Raw genomic sequence first — 24,316 nt, 5'->3', positions numbered from 1 at the left:
ATCTACGTCCGGTCCCGACGCTCAAAGGTGTTCGTCTATCCGGGTATCGGTCGTGGGGTTCTCGAAGCGCTCGAGTCGGTTGTCGAGTGCGAATGGGCCGCCGCCGGTGATGAGCAGAACGGAGGCCATCCCGAACAGCGCGACGTGTGCGAGGACGGGATCATCCGGGAGGGCAAACAGCGTCAGTGTAAACATCGCGACCGCCGCCGCGGCCGTCGCGCGGGTGAACAAGCCGACGATCAGTGCGATCCCGAGGGCGACCTCCGCGAGACCCGCTCCGAGTACCCACAGCTCCGGGCTGGCGGGAACGACCGCGGTGAGATCGTACCGGTCGACGACCCCGAGAGCCAGTCCCGGCTGAAGGATCTTCTGGGTTGCGCCGAGAAAAATGAACGTCACGCCGAGGCCGACCCGGACCACCGTCGGTAGATACCGTTCTGTCGTGCCGATTCGCTCTCGAAACGACCGCGAACGCTCGTGGATCGGATCCAATCGTCTGTACGCCGTTCCCGTCGTTCCGGCGACCCGCTGGAGGACGTGATCGGCACTCGGCCGCCCGCTCCCGATCAGTGCGATCGCGACGAACCCGCCGACGAACTCGAGTTGTAACAGCAGGGTCGGCCACCGAAACACTCCGACGAGGTAGGCGACGAGCCCGGCCAGCGCGACGATTCGCGTCCCGAGTCCGAACAACAGGAGAAAGCCGAGCGTGACCTGCAGGAGTCGCAGATCGACCTCGAGAGCGGGGCTAATGAAGTAGCCGCTGAACCCGGCTCCAATCAGCGGGATACCCAACGAAATTCGGAGGAGCCAGGGAACGTAGTCGGTGTACTCTCGCATGGCGGACCGGAACGCGCCGATGTCTCGCTGGAGCGGCCGCACGAAGAGATAGCCGGCAACGACGGCCACCACTCCGGCTGCGCCGACGATCAGGGGACCGACCACGGCGGGATCCACCAGCGCGTCGGCAAGGAACTCCGTGGCCGTCACGTCTCGCTCGTCGTCGACCACGTACTCTTCGTGTGCCTTTGCGCTCGCCGTCAGTGCCGTTACGAACAGCACCACACTGACGAGGGTGATTTTGGAGACTGCACGGACGAGGCGGAACACCGCCGACGGTACCACGGCCGCGGTGAAATACGCTGGGGAGCGGTTCGCACAGTGGGACACTGACTCGGGCCCCTCACAGTCTTCACTCGTGCACTCCATACCGGTCACCGACCGCAACCTGAAACCGGTCACCGACCGCAACCTGAAACCGGTCACCGACCGCAATCTAGCGTCTCGTGCGGATGCTGCAACGGATTATCGGTTCAACCGCTCTGTCCGGCGGTTGAACCGGTACTGACCTTCACGGACCGTCTCATACGGTTTACTGTAAATCATTGCCGGCGCACCCGCCGCCCGGGCCGCGGGTACGCCGGTAAATCGTTACAGTAATCCGTATCACACGTCGAAAACGACGTACGCCTCCCACCCGTCTTCGACCTGCTCGAGACTCATCTCCGAATACGTGACCGCCTTGACGTCGCGGGCGACGATCTTCGAGAGCGGAATTCCCCGTGCGCTGGCCTCGAGCACCCAGCGTTGATCGTTGCGATCGCCGGCGGCCGTTTCGATCCGATCGACCCGGTGGTCGACCGGTAACTCGACGCGAACGTCACGGAGGTAGATCACCTGGTCGAGGTAATCGAACAGGAGCGCCTCGGGGTTCTCCGCGGTTACGGAGATCGAAAACCGCTCACCGTCGTGGGTCTCCGTATCTTCTTCCGAAGAGGCAGCCGTCAGCCCGTCTGCCGTCGCCGCGAACACCGCCTCGAGTGAGCCTCCCGTCGCAGCGACCGCGATATCGGCCGTATGATCGCGGAGTTCGTAACTCATCGCTGGCATCTACGAGGACCGACGTGGTATGTCCGTCGCTCGTCGGATCGAAACCGGCCGACACACGGAGTCGTCTGACGTTCTCGATTACCGATTGCCGGTGGAATTATATTGGCCACGATGTAAGAGTGTAATAGTGAGCGTCAACATCGACAGTCGCGTCGTCACGCCGGGGAGTGACGACTTTGTCGACGAAGCTTGGCAGCTCAAAGAGGATATCAAACGACGCGAGGGAGTGCTCAAGCAGCGATACGACTTTTTCACCGACGCCTACCGCCGTTCTACCGTCCACTGCTATCTTCAGGAGGGGGAGTTGGTCGGATTCGCGGCGGTCAGGCGCGACGGCTACATCCTCTTTCTCGCGGTCGACCGGGACTGTCGCGGGCTCGGAATCGGAAAACAACTCGTCGCCCTCGTCGCGGACGATCACGATACGATCACCTGTCACGCTCGCACGAACAACGAGAACGCTCTCGAGTTCTACGAGCATCTCGGATTCGAGATCAAACGCCGGATCGACGACTACTACGAGGACGACGGCGACGCCTACTACCTCAAACTCGGTCCCGATGTCGGGATTACAGACCGTCTCTCCGAACTAATGCGAAGATAATCGCCACTCCACGGGTCACCCGTCTCGTCTCATCTCGTAGCCTGTTCGTCCCCGAAAGCCACCCTTGACGGTTCGAGAACGTCTCCCCTCCCCGATCCACTCGAGTCAGCCGTCGAAGATCGGATCAAAGTCGACCATTCGGCAGGATTATACCCCCCGACCGACGACTACCGAGGCGCATGGAGGAGCGAACGAGAGCCTACCTTAGGGGACGGTTTCGTGATCACTATCGCCGGACGGAGATCACGCTACCCCCTGCAGCCAACGAACGGGAGTGGGGGTTTATCCCCTGGACCGACGGACCGGGAACGACGATGGTCAGACACCGGTCGCTGCTCGAGCTGGGGGACATTTCGGAGTTTCTCGTCCGCAAGCGGCCACGACACGTCTACTTCTCCGCGGGCCGATTTCGCGATCCGGGCGCCAGTTCGATGGACGCGAAGGACTGGCAATCGGCCGACCTGATCTTCGACCTCGACGCCGACCATCTCCCGGGGGTAACGCTCGGTGAGGATTCGTATGCCGAGATGCTCGCGACGTGTAAACAGGCGCTGTTTCGACTGCTCGATTTCCTCGAGAACGACTTCGGCTTCTATGAGATGGAGATAGTCTTCTCCGGCGGACGGGGCTATCACGTCCACGTTCGCGACGAGAACGTCCGCCATCTCGAGCGGGAACATCGACGGGAGATCGTCGATTACGTCCGCGGAATCGGACTCGACTTCGAGGAGCTGATCGAAACCGAAACCGTTGCGGGGCTGGGTCGGAAGACGCCGACGGAGCGTCGCCTCCTCCAGATCGAGGGGGGATGGGGTGCTCGGACCCACGCCCATTTCATGGAGTACGTCGACGAACTGCTCGAACTCGAGGAGGAGACGGCACTCGAGCGTCTCCAGGAGTTCGACGGAATCGGTGCCGGGAAAGCACAGGCGACGCTCAACGCCGCACGAAACAACCGGGAGGGACTCGAAGCGGGCAACGTTACCGTTCACACCGCCGTCTCCCAGCTTGCCGAACGCTTTGCCAGTCGGGCCGTCGAACGCGACAATGCGCCAATCGACGAACCGGTGACGACGGATACGAACCGGCTCATCCGGCTTCCGGGAAGCCTTCACGGTGGCAGCGGCCTCGAGACGGTCCGACTCGAACGCGACGAAATTGCGGCGTTCGACCCGCTTTGCGACGCGATTCCGGCCACCTTTCGCGGCCAAGAGATCGCCGTCGACGTCACCGACGGTGGCGAGGTCGAACTCGGTGGCGATATCTTTACGGTCTCAGAGTGTGACCAGTTACTCCCGGAGTATGTCGGCGTGTTTCTCATGGCACGCGGCAGAGCCGAGAAGGAAAAAGAATGAATCTCGACGAGTTACGCTCGGTCCAGAGCAAGGAGCGAAAGAAGGACAGCCTCCAGCATCTGCGACCGTCGTTCTACCAGGAGGTCGGCGAGTACATCGCTGACCTCGAAGCCGAGCGTGACCGCGTCGCAGAGACGGCCGACGACCCGTTCTCCTCGCCGGAAGTCGGCCGACTCACCGACGAGATCGAGACCGCAAAAGACGTCGTCGAGGCGGTCTACGAGCGCAGGATGGGAAAACTCGTCAAGCAGGCCAGTCTTTCCGCGGCCGGTATGCAAGCCGACGACGAGGGCCTGACCGCCGAGGAATCCGATCTCTTCGACGATCTCGTCACTGATATCGAATCGAACAAGTCACGGGTCCTCGACGTCCTCGAGGGACGCGAATCCGACGCGTCGACCGGGAGTGAGGGCCACGAACTCGACGCGGGGACTCGAGACGGCGATCCGCCCGAAGAGACTCCTTCCGAACCGCCCCAGCCACCGGAGCCGGAAACCGAGCCCGGAGTTGACCCACCGCTCTCCGAGGGCGATCACCAAAGCGACACCAGCGGCGTCACCGCCGCGGACGTTATGGACGGCGAGACCGATTCGCACACCGAACCCGATCCAGCAGTTCCGCCTCGAGAATCCGGCGAGAGTTCGTCGAACCCGGATCGAGACGCGGACGAGACGGAACCGGACGACATCGTCGCTCCCGATGAGCCCGATAGCGCGTCGGGTGGCGCTGATCCTGCCGTCGACGGTGCCGACCACAACGAGATCACCGACGAGCCGTCCGTCGAGCGGGTGACGGTCAAGATCACTCGCGACGTCGGCTCGATTCTCGGCGTCGACGATCGCGAATATCGACTCTCGGCCGATGACGTCGTCACCCTTCCCGAACAGAACGCGACACCGCTCGTCGACCGTGAAGCCGCAGAGCCACTCGAGTGAGCGACGTCCGAACTGATTTTTGCGTTCGTTTCGTCGGACGGAATCACAACACATACAACGATTGTCTCTAACAGACGGCTATGCTCGACGTAGGCGATGAGGCTCCGCAGTTCGAACTCCCAAATCAACACGGCGACCTCGTCCAGCGCTCGGATTTCGGCGGCCAACGACTCGTCATCTACTTCTATCCCAGAGCGAACACCGAAGGCTGTACGACTGAGGCGCGTGAATTCAACGATGCGATAGCCGAATTCACGGAACACAACGCCGCAATCGTCGGTATCAGTGACGATCCGGTCGACGACATCGAACCGTTCGCCGCCGAGTACGACCTCGAGTTCGATCTCCTGTCGGACGAACACGGAGAGGTCGCAACGCTCTATGACTCATACGGTGAAAAGCAGATGTTCGGGAACACGTTCGACGGCGTCTTCCGGAATACGTACGTCATCGCTCCCGACGGACGAGTCGAAACGACGTACGAAGATGTCTCTCCCGGCGGGCACGCCGCGGCTGTTCTCGAAACTCTCGAGTCCGAATCACACGAAGTGACTCCGTAGTCGGCCTTCGAACGACTGCTCCGATAGCTGTCGTTTTGCCGGCCCGTGGCCGCTTTACCCGATGATTATCTCGTCAGTGTCGACGTCGATATCACTCTCGTTCGAACCACCCGAGTTGCTCGGCTCGTCAGCACTCCCGGTTCCACCGTCGGCTCCCGATCCCTGGCCGGTCGAGAACTCCGGATCGATCTCCGGCGATCCCTGGCCGGCGGGCGTTATTTCGACGTGGGCGATCATGTCGTTGAAGTTGGGATCACCGCTCTCGTCGTGGGCCGTTTCCCAGTAGTCGTCCGCCGAAATATCTGGATCGACTGACGGGTCGGTATTGTACTCTCGTGGATGGTGGGTGATTTCGAAAACGAAGATGAATTCGTGCTCACCGAGGTCCAGATAGCCGTCTTCGTCGACCGGAACATCGACTTCGGGTCGCTCGAGGAGGTCGTCGGTACTCATCTGTCGTTCGACGCCGGGATTCAGTTCCGGTAGCTGCGTGTCGTCTTGACCGAGGACTCGAACGTTCGTCTCTTCGGTTTCGGTATCGGCCGACAGGCTCACCAGTTCGTTCCCACCGCCGACGGCGTCGTCGGAACACTCCGTGTGGTCCCAGACGCCTCCGTTGTACGTGTCGGTGTACGTGGTGTCCGTATGGCCCCCACAGTAGTCCGAGCCACCGTGGTTGTACGAGGTCGCACTGAGCATCAAGCTGACGCGCTCTTCGGTCGTGAAGTTGTATTCGTACAGCGGCCGGGGCTCGTCGAATCGGTTCAGATTCGTCTCGTGCCAGGGAACGCCCTCGAGCGGTGTCGGCTCGTCGAGTGCGTTGCCATCCTCGTCAACCGGTTGCGTGACGATCTCCGCACTCGCGCCAACCCAGTTGATTTCGTAGCCGTCGACGTCGAACTCCGGCTCGTCGCTGGGCGCCTCTCCGGCCTCGATCGGTCCGGTCCAGTCCCAGTCAGTCGAATGCGTGGAACCGCCATCGTCCGTCCACTCGAGCCTCCACCCACCGGAGTCGTCCCACCAGAACTCCGTCGAATCGGGGAACCCGTACTCGTTACAGCCGGCCCACGTCGAGTCGACACACTCGGGCTCACCGTCGGTGTTCCAGCCGCCCGACTCGTCCCATTCGGGGGCGGTTGCGTCTCCGTTCCAGTCGTGTCTCGTGTCCCACTCGTAGCCGACCCGTTCGCCTTCGACGAAGCTCCCTTCGGTTCTCTCGGAGACGTGTGCGGTACGACACTCCTCGCAATCGAACGGGTTACTGTTCGATATCTCGCTTCCGACGATCGTTACGTTCACGTCCGTCTCCGAGCCGAGATGGATCTCCGAGGAGCCGACGTCGAGCCCCTCTGAAACGTAGAAGTGACCGCTGACTTCCGAATCCGGGGTCGAGATCGTGAACGTGTGTTCGCCCTCGAGGAGCGAGGTTTGATTGATCGTCCAGCTTGCCGGTGCCGTCTCGCCGCCATCACGCTCGATCAGGTCCGAGTCCGTTCCCTCCCAGTCCTCGCTGTCGTGTTCGAGTACAAACTCGACTGGCTCGTCCTCGACTGATTCGACTCCAGCGTTTCGAACGTCTGCCTCGAGAGCCACGTCGTCGTCGCTCGGATCGACCGGGTTGTCGCTATCGGTCGCATCCGTTCCGTTGACAGTCGGACCGGAGACGATCAGCGTCGGCTCGCTGTGTTCTGCATAGTAAAACGTTCCACGCTCTTCGTTGAGGTTATCGTCTTCTGTCGAAACGTCGTACTCGTACTCGGTGCCCGGTTCGAAGTAACTCGCATGACCGTCGATCGTAAAGCTGACCGTTTCTGCCTGACCGCCATCGAGTTCCGTCCGGTTCCCGACGTCGAGTATCTCGGTTCCGTCCTTGTCCGTTATCGTCAGGTTCACGTCCTGTCTCTGGCGTTCGTCACCGGTGTTTTCGATCGTTGCCTGCAGCCGGAACGGATCAGGACTATCCTCAACGAACGTATTCTCGTCCGCGTGCTGACCGCTGACGATCCCGTGATCCGTTCTGATCCAGAAATCCGCGGCATCCGTCTCGCTGACGTTTTCCATAATCACCTGAACGGTAGTGTCACTCCCCGGTCCGATCCGCGGGCTCTGGTTGTTCGGATAAACACTGACGTTCTCGTACTCATCGAACCCTTCGAGATAGTCGTACCAGCCATCGTGATACTCGCTTTTGATGACGAGTGCGAGATCGTTGTACCCCTTTTTCTCGGCCTCTTTTCTCGAGGTCTGCAATCGTTCCGGAAGGTCGCTATCGTAATCCGGTCTCGCGACGGCGCTCTCGTCACTGATATCGTCTTCACTCAGGCTCAACAACCGAAGCCTGAGAAAGTCACCGTCGTAGCGGATATCCGGTGCGGTTCGCTCGTAGAACGCTCCGTTACGCCGTTCCCAGCTCGCCCCTCCCTGCTGGATAACCACGTGATCTTCGAGGTCGTATTCGATCGCTCCAAGCGGCTCGATCGCGACATCGAGTTCGCCAGCTGAACTCTCGTTCGATTCGTTATACCACGCGATGTGTACTTCGCCGTCGGGTCGATACGTCGCTTTATCCCAAGGGATCGCCTGCGTTTGTCCAGTCGAGCTAACGGTAGCGAGATTGTGTTCCGTCGTTTCGATCGCCGCATACGTTATTTCCGACTCACTTTCTGACTCCAGAGAGTCCACGAGCCCCATTCCGAGGACGACGACCAGCGCCGACCCGATAAACACCATTCCAAGGAGCATAACAAAGCCGAGTTGTGGTGACAGTGCTCTCTGTTCACCTCCAGTAGTTCGCTGCCGACCGCCTCCCGAGCCCATTAGAATATAATTACTATAGCACTATTATAAATGTTTCTTCATAATAGAATACCAGAAAGAAGAACTTCGACGAAATCAATACCTCTCGAGCTGGCAAACCTTCCGATTCCTCGACCAGTTAGTTAGTATCGGATATAGGTACTTATTATTTCCGCCTTCGCGAATCACGCATATTTACTGCGGACTCGGATGCTCTCCCCCTGGGCAGATACTCCGACGAAAATAAACACTTGTATACCGAACGTCCCGTAACACAAGCAGATGACACGGACAGCCGAGAAGATCACTGCCCTCGTTCGTGAGGATTCCTCGATGGTCGACGCCCTCGAGGCAATCCGCGAAACCGCCGACGAAAACGGTGGCGAAGTCCAGTGGCAGGACGTAAGCGATGACCTGACGAGTGGGCAGTGGGGGCGCTTGATCGAAAAGGGGGTTCTGGTCGACGGGAACGAAGGATTCGAGATAGCCGACCGGGACGCCTACGACGGGGCTCTCGACGGCGACGGTGATGGGGAGTCGGTCGTCGAGGAGGTCGATATCGACGACGAACAGTCGAAGTGGTCTCAGTGGGACAAACTGGCCGCCGTCGGGTCCGTTCTCCTGATGATCGGCTACTGGCTTGAATCCGTCAGAGACACCGTTGGGGGGACGCTCGATCTCGCGCTTGCTCCCCTGGATGCGACGCTTCCGTTCTACGCCGTTATCCTCTCCGTTGCGATGTTGACCGGACTGTACTCGACGTTGTTGCAGGCGAACCTGATGAACCCCGAGGTCATGGGGAAGTACCAACAGCGTATGAAGTCGATGCAGGAAAAACAAAAGGACGTCAGAAATCGCAAGAAAGAAGCCGAAGAGCGCGACGCGAGCGAGGCCGAAATCGAACGACTCGAGAACGAGTTAGAAGCAGTCCGTGAAGAGCAGATGGAGGCGATGGCGGACAACATCGGGATGTTCAAAGAGCAGTTCCGTCCCATGGTCTGGATCATGTTGTTCACGATCCCGCTGTTTCTCTGGATGTACTGGAAGATTATCGACGGCCACGTCAGCCAGGCCGAAATGACGATGATCATGCCCATTGCGGGCGAGGTTTCGTTGAACCAGGGGCTTATCGGCCCGATGTGGGCATGGATCGTCTGGTATTTCCTCTGTTCGATGGGCTTTACACAGCTCCTGCGAAAAGCGCTCAACATCGATATGACCCCCACGTGATTCGGACGGGGTCTTAACTCCATTTCGAACGCCGTCGTCGGTTCGAACGATTCAAAACCCATTTTACCCGCCACGTCGCAGATGAACCATGTTACTCACCGTCTCCGGTCCACCGGGAAGCGGGAAGAGCACGACCGCTCAGTTGGTCGCCGAGACGTTCGATCTTGCACACGTCAGCGGCGGTGATATCTTCCGCGAACTGGCTGACGAACGCGGCTATACACCCCTCGAGTTCAACAAACTCGCGGAGGAAAACGAGCAGATCGACCGCGACCTCGACCGCCGACTCCGAGAGATCGCTCTCGAGGAAGACGACCTCGTTCTCGAGTCCCGTCTGGCCGGATGGCTGGCTGGCGACGAAGCGGACTTTCGATTCTGGCTCGACGCGCCGGCTCGAGTCCGTGGTGAACGGATCGCAGAGCGCGAAGCGAAAGATCCCGAGCGCGCAACAGAAGAAACGAAAGCGCGCGAAGCGAGCGAAGCCCAGCGGTACGAGCAGTACTACGGGATCGACATTCAAGATCTCACCATCTACGATCTCTCGGTCAACACCGCACGCTGGGAACCAGACGCCGTTCTCGATATGCTCGTCACCGCCGTCGACGAGTACGATACCGACGGTGACGAAGGGAAAGCACCCGTTTTACTCGACTACGAGTTCGAATGACGCTCCGAGGTCCACCCGACGAACGCTCACCTGCTGACCTCCTCTCGTTCGGCGTCGTCAACCTGGATAAGCCGCCCGGTCCCTCTTCACACCAGGTTAGCGGCTGGATTCGCGATGCCGTCTCCGAGACGCTCGCAGAGAGCACCGCCGACGTGACGATCGATCAGGCAGCCCACGCTGGCACGCTCGATCCCAAGGTGACCGGCTGTCTACCGGTCATGCTCGGTGACGCGACCCGCCTCGCGCAAGTGTTTCTCGAGGGTGGAAAGGAGTACGTTACCGTCCTCGAATGTCACGGCCCAATCCCGTCCGACGCCGACCGGATCGTCGCTGAATTCGACGGACCGATCTATCAGAAACCGCCGCGAAAGAGCGCCGTTTCTCGGCGGCTTCGGGTTCGAACGATACACGACATCGACGTGCTCGAGCGCGAGCAACGACGGCTCTTACTCCGGGTTCGGTGTGAAAGCGGAACCTATATTCGGAAGCTCTGCCACGATCTGGGCCTCGCGCTCGGGACTGGCGGTCACATGGGCCATTTGCGTCGAACTGCGACGGCTCCCTTCGACGATACGGACCTCCACACCGCCTTCGAGTTCCTCGATGCGCTCTCGTTCTGGCTCGAGGATGACGATCCAACGTCCCTCTACGACATCGTCGATCCGGCGGAGCGAATCCTCGAGAACGTTCCGAACGTGGTCATCGCAGAACGAGCAGCCAGGGAGGTCGCGAACGGCGCACCCGTCTACGCACCCGGCATACGGAGCGTCGACGACGGAATCGGTACGGGAGATCTCCTCACCTGTGTCACTCCCGACGGTGCGGCCGTCTGCCTCGGAACGCTCGTCGGCGACCCCGAGGCACAGTCTGGCCTCGTCATCGATCTCGAGCGGGTGCTGGTTTGATCGATCCGCGAAGCGGATCTCCCCTCGCGGTACGAGCCGAAACGATACGCTTAAACGATGGACAGCCATCGATTCAATTGCGGGACCGTGGGGTAGTGGTATCCTCTGCGGATGGGGTCCGTAGGACCCGAGTTCAATTCTCGGCGGTCCCATACGAAATTTTACAACCCTCAACACCGGATAACTCAGGCACCTTTATCCAACGTTCTCAGCATCGAGGTATGCAAGAGATTATGCGTTGGAATCCCCGCACATCGGGAACAGATCGGTGTCAGAAATGTGGTAATCACGTCACTCCGGAGTTCCGTCGCGGCTACGGAGATCGGCGTGATCGCGCGCATCGATGTCCGGGCTGGAACACTGTTCGCAGTCTCGGTCACCGAGGTGCGGTCGGAAACGAGGTCGTCAGCCCTTTTCCTCGTCTATTCTACTGAAGCGAATCCATGCGCCGAGGAGCGCCGCGAAGAAAACGACCCCGATAGCGACTCGAAGTCCGATCCCCTCCCATCCCGTCGTCTCGGCCTGGACGAGACCACCCGCCCACCCACCCATCAGTACGGCGAGTCCGCTCGCAACGATTAACATCACGAGAAGTCGATCAGTGGGGATGTCCATTATCCACTCTCGACCTCCGGTTCTGGTAAGCTATTTCCCTGAACTTGCCACGCCGACTGCTTCGCCTCGAGCCGTCTTCGGTTCGTAGCATCGACGCATACGGATGGTTGCTGACCGTTCATTTTCACAATCTGAGAACTCGAAGGGAAACGGAGGGGTTCGTCATAGTAAATGAACCCAACCGACCTGGTTGGATATCGCACTTCGACTCGAGGCTGTCTCTCTGACTTCGAAACGATCCAGCGACCGATCGGCCGGTTACGCCAGCTGGTTCCGAAGGAGCTTCTCGTTTCAGAGCCACAAATGGAAATTGTCTATCAAAACGATACCGAAGAATTCGATAATAAGCTGTTACCAACCCACATATTTATATCGAGACGATAGCTCAGAGGAGCTGATTGGTTTTCGGTTGTGTCCGAGTCGGTGTGACTGCTGTACCCCACTTTTCCCCCTATCGTAATTCTCTTGATCACCTGTGTGTCGGCCGAACCAGCACCACGAAGAGTAACGGAAAATAAACATATCTATAGATGTTCAAAGAGCGTTCGATTCAGCCGAAGATTCCGTCGTCGTCTTCTTCCTCGTCGGGTTCCTCCTCTGGCTCTTCTTCGGGGTCGTCGGGCTCTTCTTCGGGGTCGTCAGGCTCTTCTTCTTCTGGCTCTTCCTCTTCGTCGTCTTCGGGGTCGTCCTCGGCAGCCTCCGTGGTAACGTCGACCTCGAGGAGGTTCGCCTCCGCGTTGCGGAACGACGCGGTTCCGGTCATGGATCCGGTGTCTCCGGCGCTGATATCCGCGTCGTCTTCGTCCACCATGAAGTATCCCAGTATCCCGCCGCTTCCGACGTCGAAACTGACCGCGTAGACGTCCCAATCACCGACATCGTCGAACTCGCCTTCGAACGTGTCCGACTCCAGGATATCGTCTCTGGTACTCGAATCGAACTCCGCGAGAACCTCGTAGTCAGTGTCTGGGTAGTAATCGTGACCGCTCACGACGACCTCTCCTTCCGCCTCGTCGTCGTTGTCGTCGTCATCTTGTGCCGTTGCCATTGTCGCTGAAGCTCCTGTACCGACTGCAAGGGCAGTTGTTGCCAGTGCACCTTTTTTCATGAATGAGCGCCTCGAGTCACCGTCTGCAGTGTGTGTTTCTTTCATTTGTCTCTGTGTTCACGCTTCTTCGTCGTCTTCAGATTCGTCGTTATCGGCCTCATCGTCCTCGGCGTCGGCTTCGTCGTCTTCGGGGTCGTCCTCGGCAGCCTCCGTGGTAACGTCGACCTCGAGGAGGTTCGCCTCCGCGTTGCGGAACGACGCGGTTCCGGTCATGGATCCGGTGTCTCCGGCGCTGATGTCCGCGTCGCCTTCGTCCACCATGAAGTATCCCAGTATCCCGCCGCTTCCGACGTCGAAACTGACCGCGTAGACGTCCCAGTCACCGACATCGTCGAACTCGCCTTCCAGATTGTCCGACTCCAGGATGTCGTCTCTGGTCCCCGATTCGAACTCCGCGAGAACGTCGAAATCGGTGTCTGGGTAGTAATCGTGGCCGCTCACGACGACCTCTCCGTCCTCTTCCTGGGCCGCTGTCGTGGTTGCTGTGGCACCTGTGCCGACTGCAAGGGCCGTCGCTGCCAGTGCGCCTTTTTTCATAACCGATCGTCTCGAGTCTCCGCTTGGATTGGTATCGTCACTCATGCCTGTTCACTGCCCAGTTAGGGCGACCACCAATTCCCTCCCTACTTAAAAAAACGATAGCGGTCGTTCCATCTCTATCGCTGATTAAATGGTAAACTGTGTTCCTGGGTGGGTCCCCGGTGGTGATCCATGCCTGTCCTGACGAAAAGAAAGTAAGTGTGGTAATTGTTAGTTTGCCCTCTTGAAAGACGTATTTCTACTGATCGAGCCGATAGGATTCGTTCTGTAAGCACAGCTGCTCGAGTCGGCCCAGGACACACAGCAACGACTCGCGTTTTCACTCGGTGATCGGTGTGGACTCCGCTCGCACGAAGTGCTCGACATCTCACCCGAGAACGTCGTCGACACCGACGCCGGAACCGTGCTCCGCGTCTGGCACGGCAAAGGCGACGAATTCCGCGAGACATCCGTTCCGCGGGATCTCGCGACGACGATCCACACGGTGGCCGACGTTCGCAATGTATTCAGGAGTATGCCGCTGCTCGAGATCTCGACGACGCACTCGGTGTCAGTACTCACAGCGGACCACCCCGAGCGCGGCGGGCTTCGCGAGCACACTCTGGACAAAGCCGGCTCGTCGCCGGAACCGGCTCGTCACACCGGTCGCACTCGGTGGATTCGACCAGGCGGCTCATCGCGAACCCCCTCTGTTTCCCTTCGAGTTCTCAGATTTTGAGACTGGGCGGCCGTTCTCCGGCCGTAGTGAGTATTCCCGCCTTCTTCGATGAGCTTGCTTTTTCGAGGGGTGATCTTTTGACGATAGCGACCCCATTGCGTACTGTCTCGGGAATTATAGCTGGAAACAGCTGTATCTGAGTCACCCCCGAGACGGGTGAATGAGCTCCACCTCCGCGGGCAGCTCGTTCTTTCGCGGTCAGTATCGCTCGAGGACTCGCCGCTCACGAGACTCATCCCCGTTCTCGAGCGCTTCGCGAACCTCGGCGCCGGTCGCTCGATGGGCCGGATGGGCGATGAGCATTCCGCTCGAGACGTCGTACAGTTCGCTCGCGGGGACGAACGACGGCTTACGCATCGGGCTCACTTCCGTGTCGGCCCGGCGACGTCTCCGGATCCGGAATCGGAACCTCGATCCCAGCGGCGGAGCCGCGACTCGATCGAGCGTAGCCGTCGCACTCGCCACAGCGGTGGGTGCGGTCGAGATCGTTACCGAAGACGCGACCGAACCGATCGGTGACGTGGGATCCACAGTGTAGACATGCCGATCGATCGGTGTCCAGGGTGTAGAACTCACGCAAACCACCCCGAAAAGCGGCCGCTACATGTCAGGAAATCGGAAAACGTATATATGCTGAGTGGGCCGACTCGGATTTGAACCGAGAGCCTCCACCTTATCAGAGTGGCGCTCAACCTGATTGAGCTATCGGCCCGTCTTCGCATCCCGTAGTTGCCCCGTGGTACGTTTAAGCGTTTCTTTCCGTCGGGCCCGTGCGAATCGCTAGCGAGCGCGGGGGTCGCGATCATCGGTCCCGTCTTCGGAACTCGAGGAACCGGTCGATGATTCGTCTCCGAAGTCGATCGTGTACGAATCCCCGCCGGTCGAATCGACGGAGTAGGCGTCCTCTCCGAGGTCGTACGTTCCATCGTTCGCAGTCGTCGCGGAGTCCTCCGATCGATCCCCTTCGGGAAAGCCGTACGTCCAGACGGTCCCGCTCGCGAAGCCGGCCGTCTTCTTGTCCGCATACGGGACGATCACGTAGCGTTTGAGACCGGCACGGATGGGGATCCTCGAGAGGGGGAGAACGAGTAGAAACCCGATCGCGTCGGTCACGAGACCGGGCGTGAGCAAGAACGCACCGGCGGCGATCAGTAGCCCGCCATCCAGCAGTTCGTTCGTCGGCGGTTTTCCCGCTGCGAGCGATCGTTGCATCTTTCGAAGGGTTCGTCGCCCCTCGGCGCGGACGAGCAACATTCCGATCAGTCCCGTCAGGACGACGAGCAGAACCATCCCGACCCAGCCGATGTAAGTCGTCTGGCTGACGACGATCGCGAGGATCACCGCGTCGAGAAACGGGATGAGCAACAGCGCGAAGATCCACCGGAGCATGCCCGGATATAGCTTTCCGAGGGTGAAAACCCTTTACTCTCGTCACCGCTCGCGCCGAATTCCGATTCGATGCTCGAGATGACGGAGCGAAGCCCTTACACCGCCGACAGCCGACGGTCCGGTATGAAGAGTGACGACGAAGCGCACGTCGAGTGGCGTGAGTGGGGAAATCGCGCCTTCGATGAGGCCACGGAGGCGGACGTTCCGATCTTGCTCTCGATGACGGCGACGTGGTGTGATCATTGTCACGAGATGGACGAAGAGACGTACGCAGAGCCACGGATCGCGGCGAACGTCAACGACAGCTTCGTCCCGGTTCGCGTCGACGTCGACCGCCGCCCGCGCGTTCGTGATCGGTACAACATGGGCGGTTTCCCGTCGACCGTGTTTCTCGCGCCGAACGGTCAGGTCCTCACGGGGGCGGGCTACCTCGGTCCCGAGGGAATGCGACAGGTGCTCGACAGCGTCCGAACGATGTGGCAGACCAACGGAGCTGATGGCGGACGGGTTCCTCGTCCACTCCGGGAGGACAACCCTCCTGCGGGCGAACTCACGACCGACGTCGAAGCGGCGATGCTGGGTCAACTCACGGAAACGTACGACGATACCGCGGGCGGCTGGGGTGAGGGGCCGAAATTTCCGTTACCCGACGCGCTCGAGTTTTCTCTCAAACGCGACAGGGAGATGGCGCTACGGTCGTTCGACGCCGTCGGAGCGAACTTACTGGACGAGTACGATGGTGGGTTCTATCGCTTCGGGACCGAACGCGACTGGTCGGGGCTCCAGTACGAGAAGCTGCTCGATGCGAACGGGGCGCTCGTCCGGGCGTTCGCCAACGCCTATCTTCACACGGGCGACGACGGCTATCGCCGGCCCGCCGAGCGGACGATCGAATATCTGACGACGACGCTCTGGAACGGCGAGGTCGACGCGTTCGCCAGCAGCCAGGCACCCGGCTCGGACGCGGCTCACGGTCTCGACGCGACCGAGCGTTCGAGTGCTCCCGAGCCACCGATCGACGAGCGCGTTTTTTCCGGGCCGAACGCGCTGGCGATCGACGGGCTCTGTACCTACGTCGCCTACACGGACGACGAACGCGCCCGGCGATACGCCGAGCGGGCGCTCGAGACCCTCCGAACGGAGATGATCGACGACGGTGTCGTCGCTCACGTCCACGACGGTCACGATTCACAGCCGGAGACCGGACCAGCGGGCTTGCTTGCGAATCAGGCGCGCGTGGTGTCCGCGCTGACGACCGCTGGCAGTGTTCTCGAGACGAACGCACTCGAGGACGCGGTCGCAGTCGCTGATGCGACGATCGAACGTCTCCGGGACGGTGACTCGTTCGTCGATGCGTCGCCAGAACCCGTCGGTCTCCTCGATCGAACCCTCCGACCACTCGACTCGAACGTGGTCTTTGCTGACGCGTTGATCGATCTGTCGGTACAGACGGGCGACGATCGCTATCGGGCCGTCGCTCGCGAGACGCTCGAGGACTTCGCCGGGGCGAGCGATCGGTTCGGCGTTCAGGTCGCCCGCTATGCGACGGCAGTCTCTCGACTGCTCGAGGGGCCGCTGGTGGTTCTGGTCGGGGACGAAATCGGATCGGATTTACACCGTGGCGCGTTACGCCTCGCGGACCACGAGAAGATCGTCGTTCCGGAGGCGACGGACGAACTCGATCCTGGAACCGCTCGGATCGAACGGGGCGACGTTCACTCCGAAACCGCTGAAACTCCCTCTCAGTTGAGCCACCGGCTAGGGGCTATTCTCGAGGGAATCGAGGGCTAAGGAACGACAATCCCGAACGCCGTCAAACTACCACAGCGTTTATGTTTCTTCACTCACTTCGTTCGACGTATGGCCAGTCTCAGGGATCTCGGGCTTTCTGAGTACGAAGCTCGAGCGTATCGCGCACTCTTGAACACGGGGCCCACAACGGCAAAGGAGTTGTCGCGAGCGAGCGACGTGCCGATGGGACGGATTTACGACGTGTTGAACAGTATCGAACAGTACAATCTCGTCCGGAGCCAGACCGCGAGTCGCCCGAAGAAGTACGTCGCAGTCGAACCCTCGACGGCGCTCGACCGGCTTCTCGACGACAAACGCCGCGAACTCGAGGAAAAGGCAGAACAGTACGAGTCGATCGTCGACGACCTCTCTGACGAGCTCGATGCGGCCGATCCGATCGAAGAGCAGTTCTGGACCGCCGCGGTCGGGCCCGAGGAGACGACCGATCTCCTGTTAGAGCGCCTCGCAGCCGCTGACGACCACATCGTGATGGTGGCTGCCGATCCGGTACCGGAGCGAGACATGCAGACCGTCAGCGAAGACGTCACCGAGGAACTCGAGAACGCACTCGACAGGGGCGTCTCGGTCGACGTGTTAATGACCCGCGAGATGATCGGGACGCTGTCGGAAAACGTGGGTGAGCGGTATCGTCGTACCCTTCAGGGTCGCGACGACTTCGACGTTCGGACGAACGACGACGTGACCGGCTCGTTCAATCTCATCGACGACGTCGAACTCTGCATTCAGGTTCCGAACCCACTCTCGTCGGGAGATGCGTTCGGAATGATCGATCTGAAGGACCCGGAGTTCGCCGCGACCGTCCACGAAGAGTTCGTTCCCAGATGGACCGAGGCCGAACCGCTCGAGTTCAGTTGAACCGACCCGACTTTCCGTCATCGAATCCCTTCATCGGATCTCTCTCACCGCGCGGTCCGACTCGTCCAGCGCCCAGCTGGCGGTGTGCCGGCGTTTACTGGGGACGGTGAGTTCCGTCGATTTCTTCGCGAAGCGTCGCCATCTCGACGACTCGTTCGGCGTGTGCGTTGTGCTGGTGGATCGATTCGTCGTTCGACTGTTTCATCGTGACCACGGCGTCGTCGGGGAGGTGACCGAACTGGGAGACGACCCCTTCGGCCATCGAACGAACGCAGTCCTCGACGAACTTGGCGTCAGAATGTGCCTCGAAAGTCATGTGATCTTCGTCGGGGCGCTTTGCGAGGTTGTAGATCCGCGCGCTCATCGCGTCGCGGGCGATATCGATGACGTCGTTGAGGTCGACGTCCGGATCGCCGCCGGATTCGACCGTCAGCGTCGCGTGGCCTCGCTGGGAGTGACCCGGCTGTGGGACCTCCTCTAGGAACTGCGTGATCGTTTCGTCGTCGACGTCCAGATCCTCGAGCGTCGCTTTCGCTCGGGCAGCCGACATCCCCTGTGAACACGGGCAGACCGTCATTCCCGTGACCGTCGCACCGATCTCTTCGCGGGTCCCCTCGTCGGTCGCGGTCGCGGACGCGACGATGTCGACGGTGTGTTGGGTCTCGCGGTCGGTCGCGGGCGTCTCCTCGCGGCGCATGAACTCGGCTTCCATCGAGACGGTCGCCTTGGAGGTGTACTCGTGTTTTCCGAGGAGCCGCTCGGCGGCGTCACCACAGACCTCTTCGACGTGATAGGCCTCCTCGCGGGTCGCATCCTCGAGTATTTCGTCGATGACCTCCATGTTTCGGCTCATGTCCGCGCCCTTGCGCCAGGCGGGAAGGTCGACGAACACCTCGAACTCGGCGGTGAACACGAGCGGGCGCTTCCCTTCGCGGGCGATCTTGACGAGTTTCTCGACGCCGGTGACGCCGACCTGACTCAGACCAACCGTGACGTCGGGAGACGACGCCTGTACGTCCGGGAGCTGATGACTCATTGCCCGTACTCGGGACAGCGTCCGATTATGCCTTTCGGAACGGGCGATTGCTGATGGGTGGTCGAACGTTCCCTCCGTCCGTCTCGCGTCGCTCACCGCACCGACCGGACACCGAATCGGTTCGGAACCGCTCGACCGACCGCTCTCTCGAGCGTGGATTTTCTTTAAGTACCTCTGGTCACAAGGAGTAGATACGAGGGGCGACGGTTCTCGTGTGAGTCACTGTACGCGAGAGCCCCCGGCTCGCGAATCGGTTCGAACCGTTTCTCGCTCGTCATCCGTGTTCGGCCGCCGGGAACGCCGATGTTTTATACCGTGTCGACCGTAAAGGTTCGTCAATGCGAACACCCATAGACGACTCGGAGTTTTCCCGTACGGCAGATCAACTCGATCGCAGTCCGGACCCCTACGCGCCGGAGATCGGATCGATGCCACAGAACGAACTCACGCGCGCCGACCTAGACAACGTGAACAAGACCGGAACGACGACGATCGGAATCACGACGACCGACGGCGTCGTCATCGCCACGGACATGCGTGCGAGCCTGGGTGGACGGTTCGTCTCCAATAAGAACGTCCAGAAGGTCGAACAGATCCATCCGACGGGCGCGCTGACGATGGTCGGAAGCGTCGGCGGTGCCCAGTCGTTCATCTCGAGCCTTCGCGCGGAGGTCAACCTCTTCGAGGCCCGACGCGGCGAGAACATGAGCATTGACGCGCTGGCGACGCTCGCCGGAAACTTCGCCCGCGGCGGCCCGTTCTTCGCGATCCACCCGATCCTCGGCGGCGTCGACGACGACGGCAGTCACGTCTACAGCATCGATCCTGCGGGCGGCGTGATGGAAGACGACTACACCGTTACCGGCTCCGGAATGCAACTCGCCTACGGTCACTTAGAGCAGGCCTACGAGGACGACCTCTCGAACGACGAGGCGACGACCGTCGCCGCCCGCGGAATCAAATCCGCGGCCGAACGCGACACGGGCTCCGGCAACGGTGTCTTCCTCTGTGAGATCACCGAGGAGGGCGTCGACATCCACGGCCACCACGACTTCGACGACGTCATCTGATCCTCGGCCGCTCTCTTTTGTACAGTCCTTCGAGACGACGCCGTCATGCGGTCTGCTGTAAGTCAGTACCGGCGTATCCGGTGACCGGGTGCCGGGTGCGCCGGTAAACAGTTACAGCAGACCGTATCAGTCGTCGACGAACTGGAGAAAGACGTCGGCAGCCTGATCCGCGTACTCGAGTTCGATCCGGAACGCGAGCCGCGCGAGAACGTCGGGACAGACGTCGCGCGTTTGCTCGGGCATCATACGTACTACGTCTCCAAACGCCGTGGATTCGATTGCGGGGACGGTTGCCTCGTAGCAAGGGGTGGAGACCGTCGTCGAGCCGTAACGACGACTGTCCGGCCGTCAACGTACTCGATTGCGTACTCGTCGCCTGCGTCGACGTCTTCGGTACTGGTTTCGGAGTCGATGTCGACGATTCGTGGGCCGCCGTCGGTCGTCGCTGTCGTCGCGTTAACTGCTGCTCCTGTGAAGATCGATGCACCGACGATCGCGAGCGTCGTTCGTCGCTTCATCCGCTATCGAATAGCTGATTAGTGATTATAAAACTCCTCTATAACTATTTGAATGAATTGCTTTAGCAACTATAATATACTAGTTCTCGGATCGATCGACATCTCTCTGGTTTCGTATCGACACTGCGTATCGACCACGTCGAAACGATGTGGGTCAAGCACTTGACGGCGTTCAATCGGTCAACGATTTGGGCGTCGTCGTTCGCTCGGACTCGGGGAACGAGTCGTCGAACTGGACGGTTCGGCCGGTTTCGCTCGAGCGATAGATCGCATCGATGACGCGCTGGACGACGAGCGCTTCGTCGACCGTGTTCGTCTCCGGTTCGCCACCCGCCGCGATCGCGTCGAGGAACGCCTCGTCCTGTGTGACGTGCCCGGTGACCGTCGGATCTCCCTCGAGGTGAACGTCGGCGTAGTGGTCACAGCCCGCCGTGCTGGCTTCGATTATGTTCAGTTCCGTCCCGCCGATGTCGAACTTCGCCCCGGCCTCGGTTCCCCGGACTCTGAACTCCATGCTCTCTTCTCGGTTGGTCGCCCAGGCAGACTCGAGCGAGATCGTCTGCCCGTCAGCGAATCGGATGAAGGCACTGACGGAATCGTCGACCTCGTAGGTTTCCGCCTGAGCGTCCCAGTTGTCCCCGAAGCCGTCCGGATCGGCGTACGTTTCGCGGGTTCCGAACGTGGTCCTGGTGACGCCGGAAACTTCGGTGATTTCGGGAAAGTCGAGCGCATAGAGTGCGAGATCGAGCGCGTGGACGCCGATATCGAGCAACGCACCGCCGCCGGCGAGATCCGGATCGGTAAACCAGGAGCCGGGACCGGGAATCCCGCGCCGACGGACGTAGTTCGCCTCGACGTGGGTGAGTTCACCGAAGCGACCGCGGGCATCGTACTCGTCGAATATCGCCATCGATGCGGCGTGGCGGTTGTGAAAGCCGACCATACAGAACCCCTCCGCGGCCGCTGCCGTCGCCACGATCCGCTCTGCACTCTCGAGCGTGTGTGCGAGTGGCTTCTCGACGAGCACGTCACAGCCTGCCTCGAGTGCGTCGACGGTGATCGGCTCGTGAAAACGATTCGGCGTGGTGACGACGACCGCGTCGACGTCCCCGTCGACGACGAGCCCCTCGTGCGTCTCGTACGTCGTCGCGTCGAACTCGGTTTCGAACTGCTCTCGCTTCGATTCGACGAGATCTGCGCCCGCAACGATCTCTGCACCGAGATCAGACAGACTCCGTGCGTGAAGCGTCCCCATCCCACCGAGGCCGACGATGCCGATCCCGATCGCTCCGCGGTTCATTCATACGCACCCCTTCCCCAGCCGTTGAGGGCGACCGAATCGAGAGAAACGCACCGCTTCGGTTTCGTTCGTCCGTGAGTGAAGAATTCCATGTAGATACGCAGCCAGCGATCGAAATAAGCGTTGTGACTAATCAATCCGTTTGATAGACGTTATATTCACGAAATAATATAAATACTCTCCTGAACGTATTGTTCATGTGGGAATAACTGGGCAGCAGTACGTAGTTAATACGCCCTCTACCCCACGATGCTAAGGACGTCGATGGTGAGCAACACCCGATGGCCGACGTCACGATCTGGAACGAATTCCGACACGAACGCGAAGACGACGACGCTGCAGCGGTTTATCCGGACGGAATCCACGAAACCATCGCTGAGGGGCTCGGTGATGCTCACGAGATCCATACTGCGACGCTCGACGAACCCGATCACGGCCTCGACGAGGGCCGCCTCGAGCGAACCGACGTGCTGATCTGGTGGGGTCATACGGCCCACGACGAGGTCGCAACGGATATCGTCGATCGGGTCCACGCGCGGGTCCTCGACGGAATGGGACTGATCGTCCTCCACTCGGCTCACTACTCGAGGGTGTTCAAGCGGCTGATGGGGACCACCTGTAGCCTCCAGTGGCGCGAAGATGGAAGGGCGGAACGACTGTGGGTCGTCGATCCGGGACATCCGATCGTCGACGGACTCGACGAATCGATCGAACTCCCCGAGACGGAGATGTACGGCGAGCCCTTCGACGTCCCCGAACCGGATCGGCTCGTGTTCGTCAGTTGGTTTGAAGGCGGCGAGGTGTTCCGAAGCGGCTGTTGTTACCGGCGAGGGAACGGCCGAATATTCTACTTTCGGCCGGGCCACGAGACCTATCCCATCTTCGAGAACGACGCCGTTCGACGGGTGCTCAAAAACGCGGTCGACTGGGCAGCGTCGCCGGGGGGATCACCGCGGTCGTTCGGAGAACGGGACTGAAGGCGGTCGACGACGCCGAGCAACTCGACGGTCTACTGTAAGTCAGTACCGGCGTATCCGGAGACCGGGTTTCGGGAGCGCCGGTAAACAGTTACAGCAGTCCGTATCAACCGCTCCGTCGCGTGTCGACCAGCTCGACCGTGACCGTGAGATCGCCACCGGTCGCATCTTCGAGTCGTTCGCGGACGGTATCAGCGAACCCCGCCGGCTCTTGCTCGCCGGGCGGCCGCTCGACCAGAACCGTGACCGCGGGCTCTGTGCCGGTATAGACGTCGATCAGTTCGTACTCCACGGCGACTTCCTGAAACCGCAGATCTCCGAAGACTGGATCGTCGCTCATCGCCTCGAGTTCGGTCCCGACGTCGTGTTCGACTGCGGCGGTCTGGTAGGTCCCGTACGTGACGCCGCCGAGTACCATCGAGAGTACGACGATCGCGACGACCAACACGACGATTCGCGATCTGACTCGGCCGTAGACGTGCTCGACGCTCGCCCTTCGGTGGGGACGATAGCCCGACAGCCAGAGGACGATCAACGCGGTCAGGTTGATCGAGAGCATGTTGACGAGAACGAGCGTCCCGGCGGTGACGACGACTATCGAGTGTCCCCAGGCGATCCCGAGCCCGGCGGTCGCTGCGGGGGGAACGAGGGCGACGGCGATCGCCACCCCGACGAGGACGGAGCCCACGTTACGAACGAGGCTGACGACGCCGGCGACGCCGGATCCCAGCGCCAGAAACAACGCGAGGAAATTCGGAGTGATTCGCTCTCTGATCTGTGGAACCGTGGTGATGTCGAATCCGGGCGGAAGCAAAACGGTGCCTCGAAGCAGCCACCCTATCAGGGCGGCCGTCAGGACCGTCGCGAGCAGGCCGGTCACCTGAAAGAGAACCCCTCGAGTCGCGAGTTCGCCGTCGTCGACGACCACGCCGACGCTGGCGGCCAAAGCCGGGCCCATAAGCGGCGCAACGACCATCGCCCCGATGATCGTGGCGGCGGAGTCGAGGAGCAATCCGGCGGTCGCGATCACCGTACTGACGACGAGGAGAACGAAGTACGTCGACGCTGCCGGCGCGAGATCTTCGGCCCGCGTCTGGAGCTCTTCCCGCGATATCCGGGTTCCGGAGAACTGTCCGATCAGCTGATCGGTTCGACTCGATACGATCGTCTCAGCGGCGGTGACGACCGTATACGAGTCCTCGTCGAAGCCGGCGGCACGCAACTCCGCGAGCAGCGGTTCGACGGCTGCCGGCGGAACGGGTATCGAAACGAGTGCTTCGAACTCACCTCGACTGGTCTCCTCGGAGACGGCGTAATCCAAGCCGGTCGCGTCGGCCGTCTCGAGGACGAGTTCGAGATCACCCTTCGGGACGAATACCTGTACGAGACGCATACAGCCGTTACACCGGCCACGAGGATAGGCTGTGGCCACAGAC

At 60.6% G+C, this 24,316-nt stretch carries 26 protein-coding genes and 2 tRNA genes; 14 read left to right on the top strand and 14 right to left on the bottom strand.

What is annotated here, in order from left to right; translation table 11 throughout:
• Nucleotides 1–21 precede the first annotated feature (21 nt).
• Both EA462_RS05580 and EA462_RS05575 read right to left on the bottom strand, forming a co-directional pair.
• On the bottom strand, nt 22–1,080 hold the full coding sequence (locus tag EA462_RS05580) for a DoxX family protein (RefSeq protein ID WP_243641380.1): 1,059 nt from the start codon (nt 1,078–1,080) through the stop codon (nt 22–24).
• Between the two features lie 366 nt (nt 1,081–1,446).
• Nucleotides 1,447–1,881: an archease gene (locus EA462_RS05575; protein ID WP_124177577.1), complete on the bottom strand. Its 435-nt coding sequence runs from the start codon at nt 1,879–1,881 to the stop codon at nt 1,447–1,449.
• 136 nt (nt 1,882–2,017) lie between these two features.
• On the opposite strand from EA462_RS05575, the gene EA462_RS05570 reads away from it, so the two are divergent.
• The 4 genes from EA462_RS05570 to EA462_RS05555 all read left to right on the top strand — a co-directional run bounded on the left by EA462_RS05570 (nt 2,018) and on the right by EA462_RS05555 (nt 5,344).
• Entirely contained in the window at nt 2,018–2,494 is a 477-nt protein-coding gene (locus EA462_RS05570) for a GNAT family N-acetyltransferase (protein ID WP_124177576.1), read from the top strand.
• A 179-nt stretch (nt 2,495–2,673) separates the two neighbouring features.
• Entirely contained in the window at nt 2,674–3,849 is a 1,176-nt protein-coding gene (gene priS / locus EA462_RS05565) for a DNA primase small subunit PriS (protein ID WP_124177575.1), read from the top strand.
• Nucleotides 3,846–4,784: a DNA replication complex subunit Gins51 gene (locus EA462_RS05560; RefSeq protein WP_124177574.1), complete on the top strand. Its 939-nt coding sequence runs from the start codon at nt 3,846–3,848 to the stop codon at nt 4,782–4,784. The genes priS and EA462_RS05560 overlap by 4 nt, the downstream gene beginning before the upstream one ends.
• Nucleotides 4,785–4,864: 80 nt before the next feature.
• Nucleotides 4,865–5,344 (top strand): peroxiredoxin, encoded by a 480-nt coding sequence (locus EA462_RS05555; protein WP_124177573.1) that lies wholly within the window; start codon nt 4,865–4,867, stop codon nt 5,342–5,344.
• A gap of 54 nt (nt 5,345–5,398) precedes the next feature.
• On the opposite strand, the gene EA462_RS05550 is transcribed toward EA462_RS05555, so the two are convergent.
• Nucleotides 5,399–8,161: a DUF7289 family protein gene (locus EA462_RS05550; protein ID WP_449289204.1), complete on the bottom strand. Its 2,763-nt coding sequence runs from the start codon at nt 8,159–8,161 to the stop codon at nt 5,399–5,401.
• Between the two features lie 261 nt (nt 8,162–8,422).
• Here EA462_RS05550 and EA462_RS05545 point away from each other — a divergent pair, with 261 nt between their 5' ends.
• The 5 genes from EA462_RS05545 (at nt 8,423) to EA462_RS17985 (ending at nt 11,376) form a co-directional block, all read left to right on the top strand.
• A complete protein-coding gene (locus tag EA462_RS05545; protein ID WP_124177571.1) occupies nt 8,423–9,370 on the top strand; it encodes a DUF106 domain-containing protein in 948 nt (315 codons plus the stop codon).
• Between the two features lie 88 nt (nt 9,371–9,458).
• Nucleotides 9,459–10,037 (top strand): (d)CMP kinase, encoded by a 579-nt coding sequence (cmk, locus tag EA462_RS05540; protein WP_124177570.1) that lies wholly within the window; start codon nt 9,459–9,461, stop codon nt 10,035–10,037.
• A complete protein-coding gene (locus EA462_RS05535; protein WP_124177569.1) occupies nt 10,034–10,942 on the top strand; it encodes an RNA-guided pseudouridylation complex pseudouridine synthase subunit Cbf5 in 909 nt (302 codons plus the stop codon). Before cmk ends, EA462_RS05535 begins: the two co-directional genes overlap by 4 nt.
• An 81-nt stretch (nt 10,943–11,023) precedes the next feature.
• Nucleotides 11,024–11,094, top strand: a tRNA-Pro gene (locus tag EA462_RS05530).
• Between the two features lie 69 nt (nt 11,095–11,163).
• On the top strand, nt 11,164–11,376 hold the full coding sequence (locus EA462_RS17985) for a DUF7563 family protein (protein ID WP_449289203.1): 213 nt from the start codon (nt 11,164–11,166) through the stop codon (nt 11,374–11,376).
• On the opposite strand, the gene EA462_RS05520 is transcribed toward EA462_RS17985, so the two are convergent.
• From EA462_RS05520 to EA462_RS05505, 3 genes are all read right to left on the bottom strand, one after another.
• On the bottom strand, nt 11,348–11,557 hold the full coding sequence (locus EA462_RS05520; RefSeq protein ID WP_124177567.1) for a hypothetical protein: 210 nt from the start codon (nt 11,555–11,557) through the stop codon (nt 11,348–11,350). The two genes, EA462_RS17985 and EA462_RS05520, sit on opposite strands and share 29 nt — an antisense overlap.
• Before the next feature lie 550 nt (nt 11,558–12,107).
• A complete protein-coding gene (locus EA462_RS05510) occupies nt 12,108–12,605 on the bottom strand; it encodes a calcium-binding protein (protein ID WP_341538900.1) in 498 nt (165 codons plus the stop codon).
• Between the two features lie 117 nt (nt 12,606–12,722).
• Nucleotides 12,723–13,247: a calcium-binding protein gene (locus tag EA462_RS05505; RefSeq protein ID WP_124177566.1), complete on the bottom strand. Its 525-nt coding sequence runs from the start codon at nt 13,245–13,247 to the stop codon at nt 12,723–12,725.
• A gap of 313 nt (nt 13,248–13,560) precedes the next feature.
• Between EA462_RS05505 and EA462_RS17220 the strand changes: the two genes are divergently transcribed.
• Nucleotides 13,561–13,923 carry a hypothetical protein gene (locus EA462_RS17220; RefSeq protein WP_165872011.1) on the top strand — a complete coding sequence of 121 codons (363 nt, stop codon included), beginning with the start codon at nt 13,561–13,563 and terminating at the stop codon, nt 13,921–13,923.
• Nucleotides 13,924–14,121: 198 nt separating this feature from the next.
• On the opposite strand, the gene EA462_RS17215 is transcribed toward EA462_RS17220, so the two are convergent.
• The 4 genes from EA462_RS17215 to EA462_RS05490 form a co-directional block, all read right to left on the bottom strand.
• Nucleotides 14,122–14,280 carry a hypothetical protein gene (locus EA462_RS17215; RefSeq protein ID WP_165872020.1) on the bottom strand — a complete coding sequence of 53 codons (159 nt, stop codon included), beginning with the start codon at nt 14,278–14,280 and terminating at the stop codon, nt 14,122–14,124.
• Nucleotides 14,273–14,503, bottom strand: coding sequence for a DUF7563 family protein (locus EA462_RS05500; protein WP_124177565.1), 231 nt, complete (start codon nt 14,501–14,503; stop codon nt 14,273–14,275). Before EA462_RS05500 ends, EA462_RS17215 begins: the two co-directional genes overlap by 8 nt.
• Before the next feature lie 58 nt (nt 14,504–14,561).
• Nucleotides 14,562–14,635: transfer RNA gene (locus EA462_RS05495), tRNA-Ile, on the bottom strand.
• 68 nt (nt 14,636–14,703) lie between these two features.
• Nucleotides 14,704–15,312, bottom strand: coding sequence for an FxsA family protein (locus EA462_RS05490; protein WP_124177564.1), 609 nt, complete (start codon nt 15,310–15,312; stop codon nt 14,704–14,706).
• 123 nt (nt 15,313–15,435) lie between these two features.
• On the opposite strand from EA462_RS05490, the gene EA462_RS05485 reads away from it, so the two are divergent.
• Both EA462_RS05485 and EA462_RS05480 read left to right on the top strand, forming a co-directional pair.
• Nucleotides 15,436–17,103, top strand: coding sequence for a DUF255 domain-containing protein (locus EA462_RS05485; protein ID WP_124177563.1), 1,668 nt, complete (start codon nt 15,436–15,438; stop codon nt 17,101–17,103).
• A 69-nt stretch (nt 17,104–17,172) separates the two neighbouring features.
• Nucleotides 17,173–17,979: a TrmB family transcriptional regulator gene (locus EA462_RS05480; protein WP_124177562.1), complete on the top strand. Its 807-nt coding sequence runs from the start codon at nt 17,173–17,175 to the stop codon at nt 17,977–17,979.
• 94 nt (nt 17,980–18,073) lie between these two features.
• On the opposite strand, the gene mptA is transcribed toward EA462_RS05480, so the two are convergent.
• Nucleotides 18,074–19,015, bottom strand: a complete 942-nt coding sequence (gene mptA / locus EA462_RS05475; protein ID WP_124177561.1) for a GTP cyclohydrolase MptA — start codon at nt 19,013–19,015, stop codon at nt 18,074–18,076.
• 338 nt (nt 19,016–19,353) lie between these two features.
• Between mptA and psmB the strand changes: the two genes are divergently transcribed.
• The gene (gene psmB, locus EA462_RS05470) at nt 19,354–20,085 is read left to right on the top strand and encodes an archaeal proteasome endopeptidase complex subunit beta (RefSeq protein ID WP_124177560.1); all 732 of its coding nucleotides are present in this window, start codon (nt 19,354–19,356) and stop codon (nt 20,083–20,085) included.
• Nucleotides 20,086–20,336: 251 nt separating this feature from the next.
• Here psmB and EA462_RS05465 read toward each other — a convergent pair whose 3' ends face one another.
• Together EA462_RS05465 and EA462_RS05460 are read right to left on the bottom strand one after the other, a co-directional pair.
• The gene (locus tag EA462_RS05465; protein WP_124177559.1) at nt 20,337–20,603 is read right to left on the bottom strand and encodes a hypothetical protein; all 267 of its coding nucleotides are present in this window, start codon (nt 20,601–20,603) and stop codon (nt 20,337–20,339) included.
• A gap of 172 nt (nt 20,604–20,775) precedes the next feature.
• Nucleotides 20,776–21,903, bottom strand: a complete 1,128-nt coding sequence (locus EA462_RS05460) for a Gfo/Idh/MocA family protein (protein WP_124177558.1) — start codon at nt 21,901–21,903, stop codon at nt 20,776–20,778.
• Nucleotides 21,904–22,184: 281 nt separating this feature from the next.
• On the opposite strand from EA462_RS05460, the gene EA462_RS05455 reads away from it, so the two are divergent.
• Entirely contained in the window at nt 22,185–22,880 is a 696-nt protein-coding gene (locus EA462_RS05455; protein ID WP_124177557.1) for a ThuA domain-containing protein, read from the top strand.
• 106 nt (nt 22,881–22,986) lie between these two features.
• Here EA462_RS05455 and EA462_RS05450 read toward each other — a convergent pair whose 3' ends face one another.
• Nucleotides 22,987–24,273: a TIGR00341 family protein gene (locus EA462_RS05450; RefSeq protein WP_124177556.1), complete on the bottom strand. Its 1,287-nt coding sequence runs from the start codon at nt 24,271–24,273 to the stop codon at nt 22,987–22,989.
• Nucleotides 24,274–24,316 lie beyond the last annotated feature (43 nt).

Origin of the sequence: Natrarchaeobius halalkaliphilus (assembly GCF_003841485.1) — an archaeon.
Taxonomy (GTDB): Archaea; Halobacteriota; Halobacteria; order Halobacteriales; family Natrialbaceae; genus Natrarchaeobius; species Natrarchaeobius halalkaliphilus.
The sequence above is the reverse complement of the archived record's forward strand: the minus strand, read 5'-3'. Positions and strand labels throughout refer to the sequence as shown.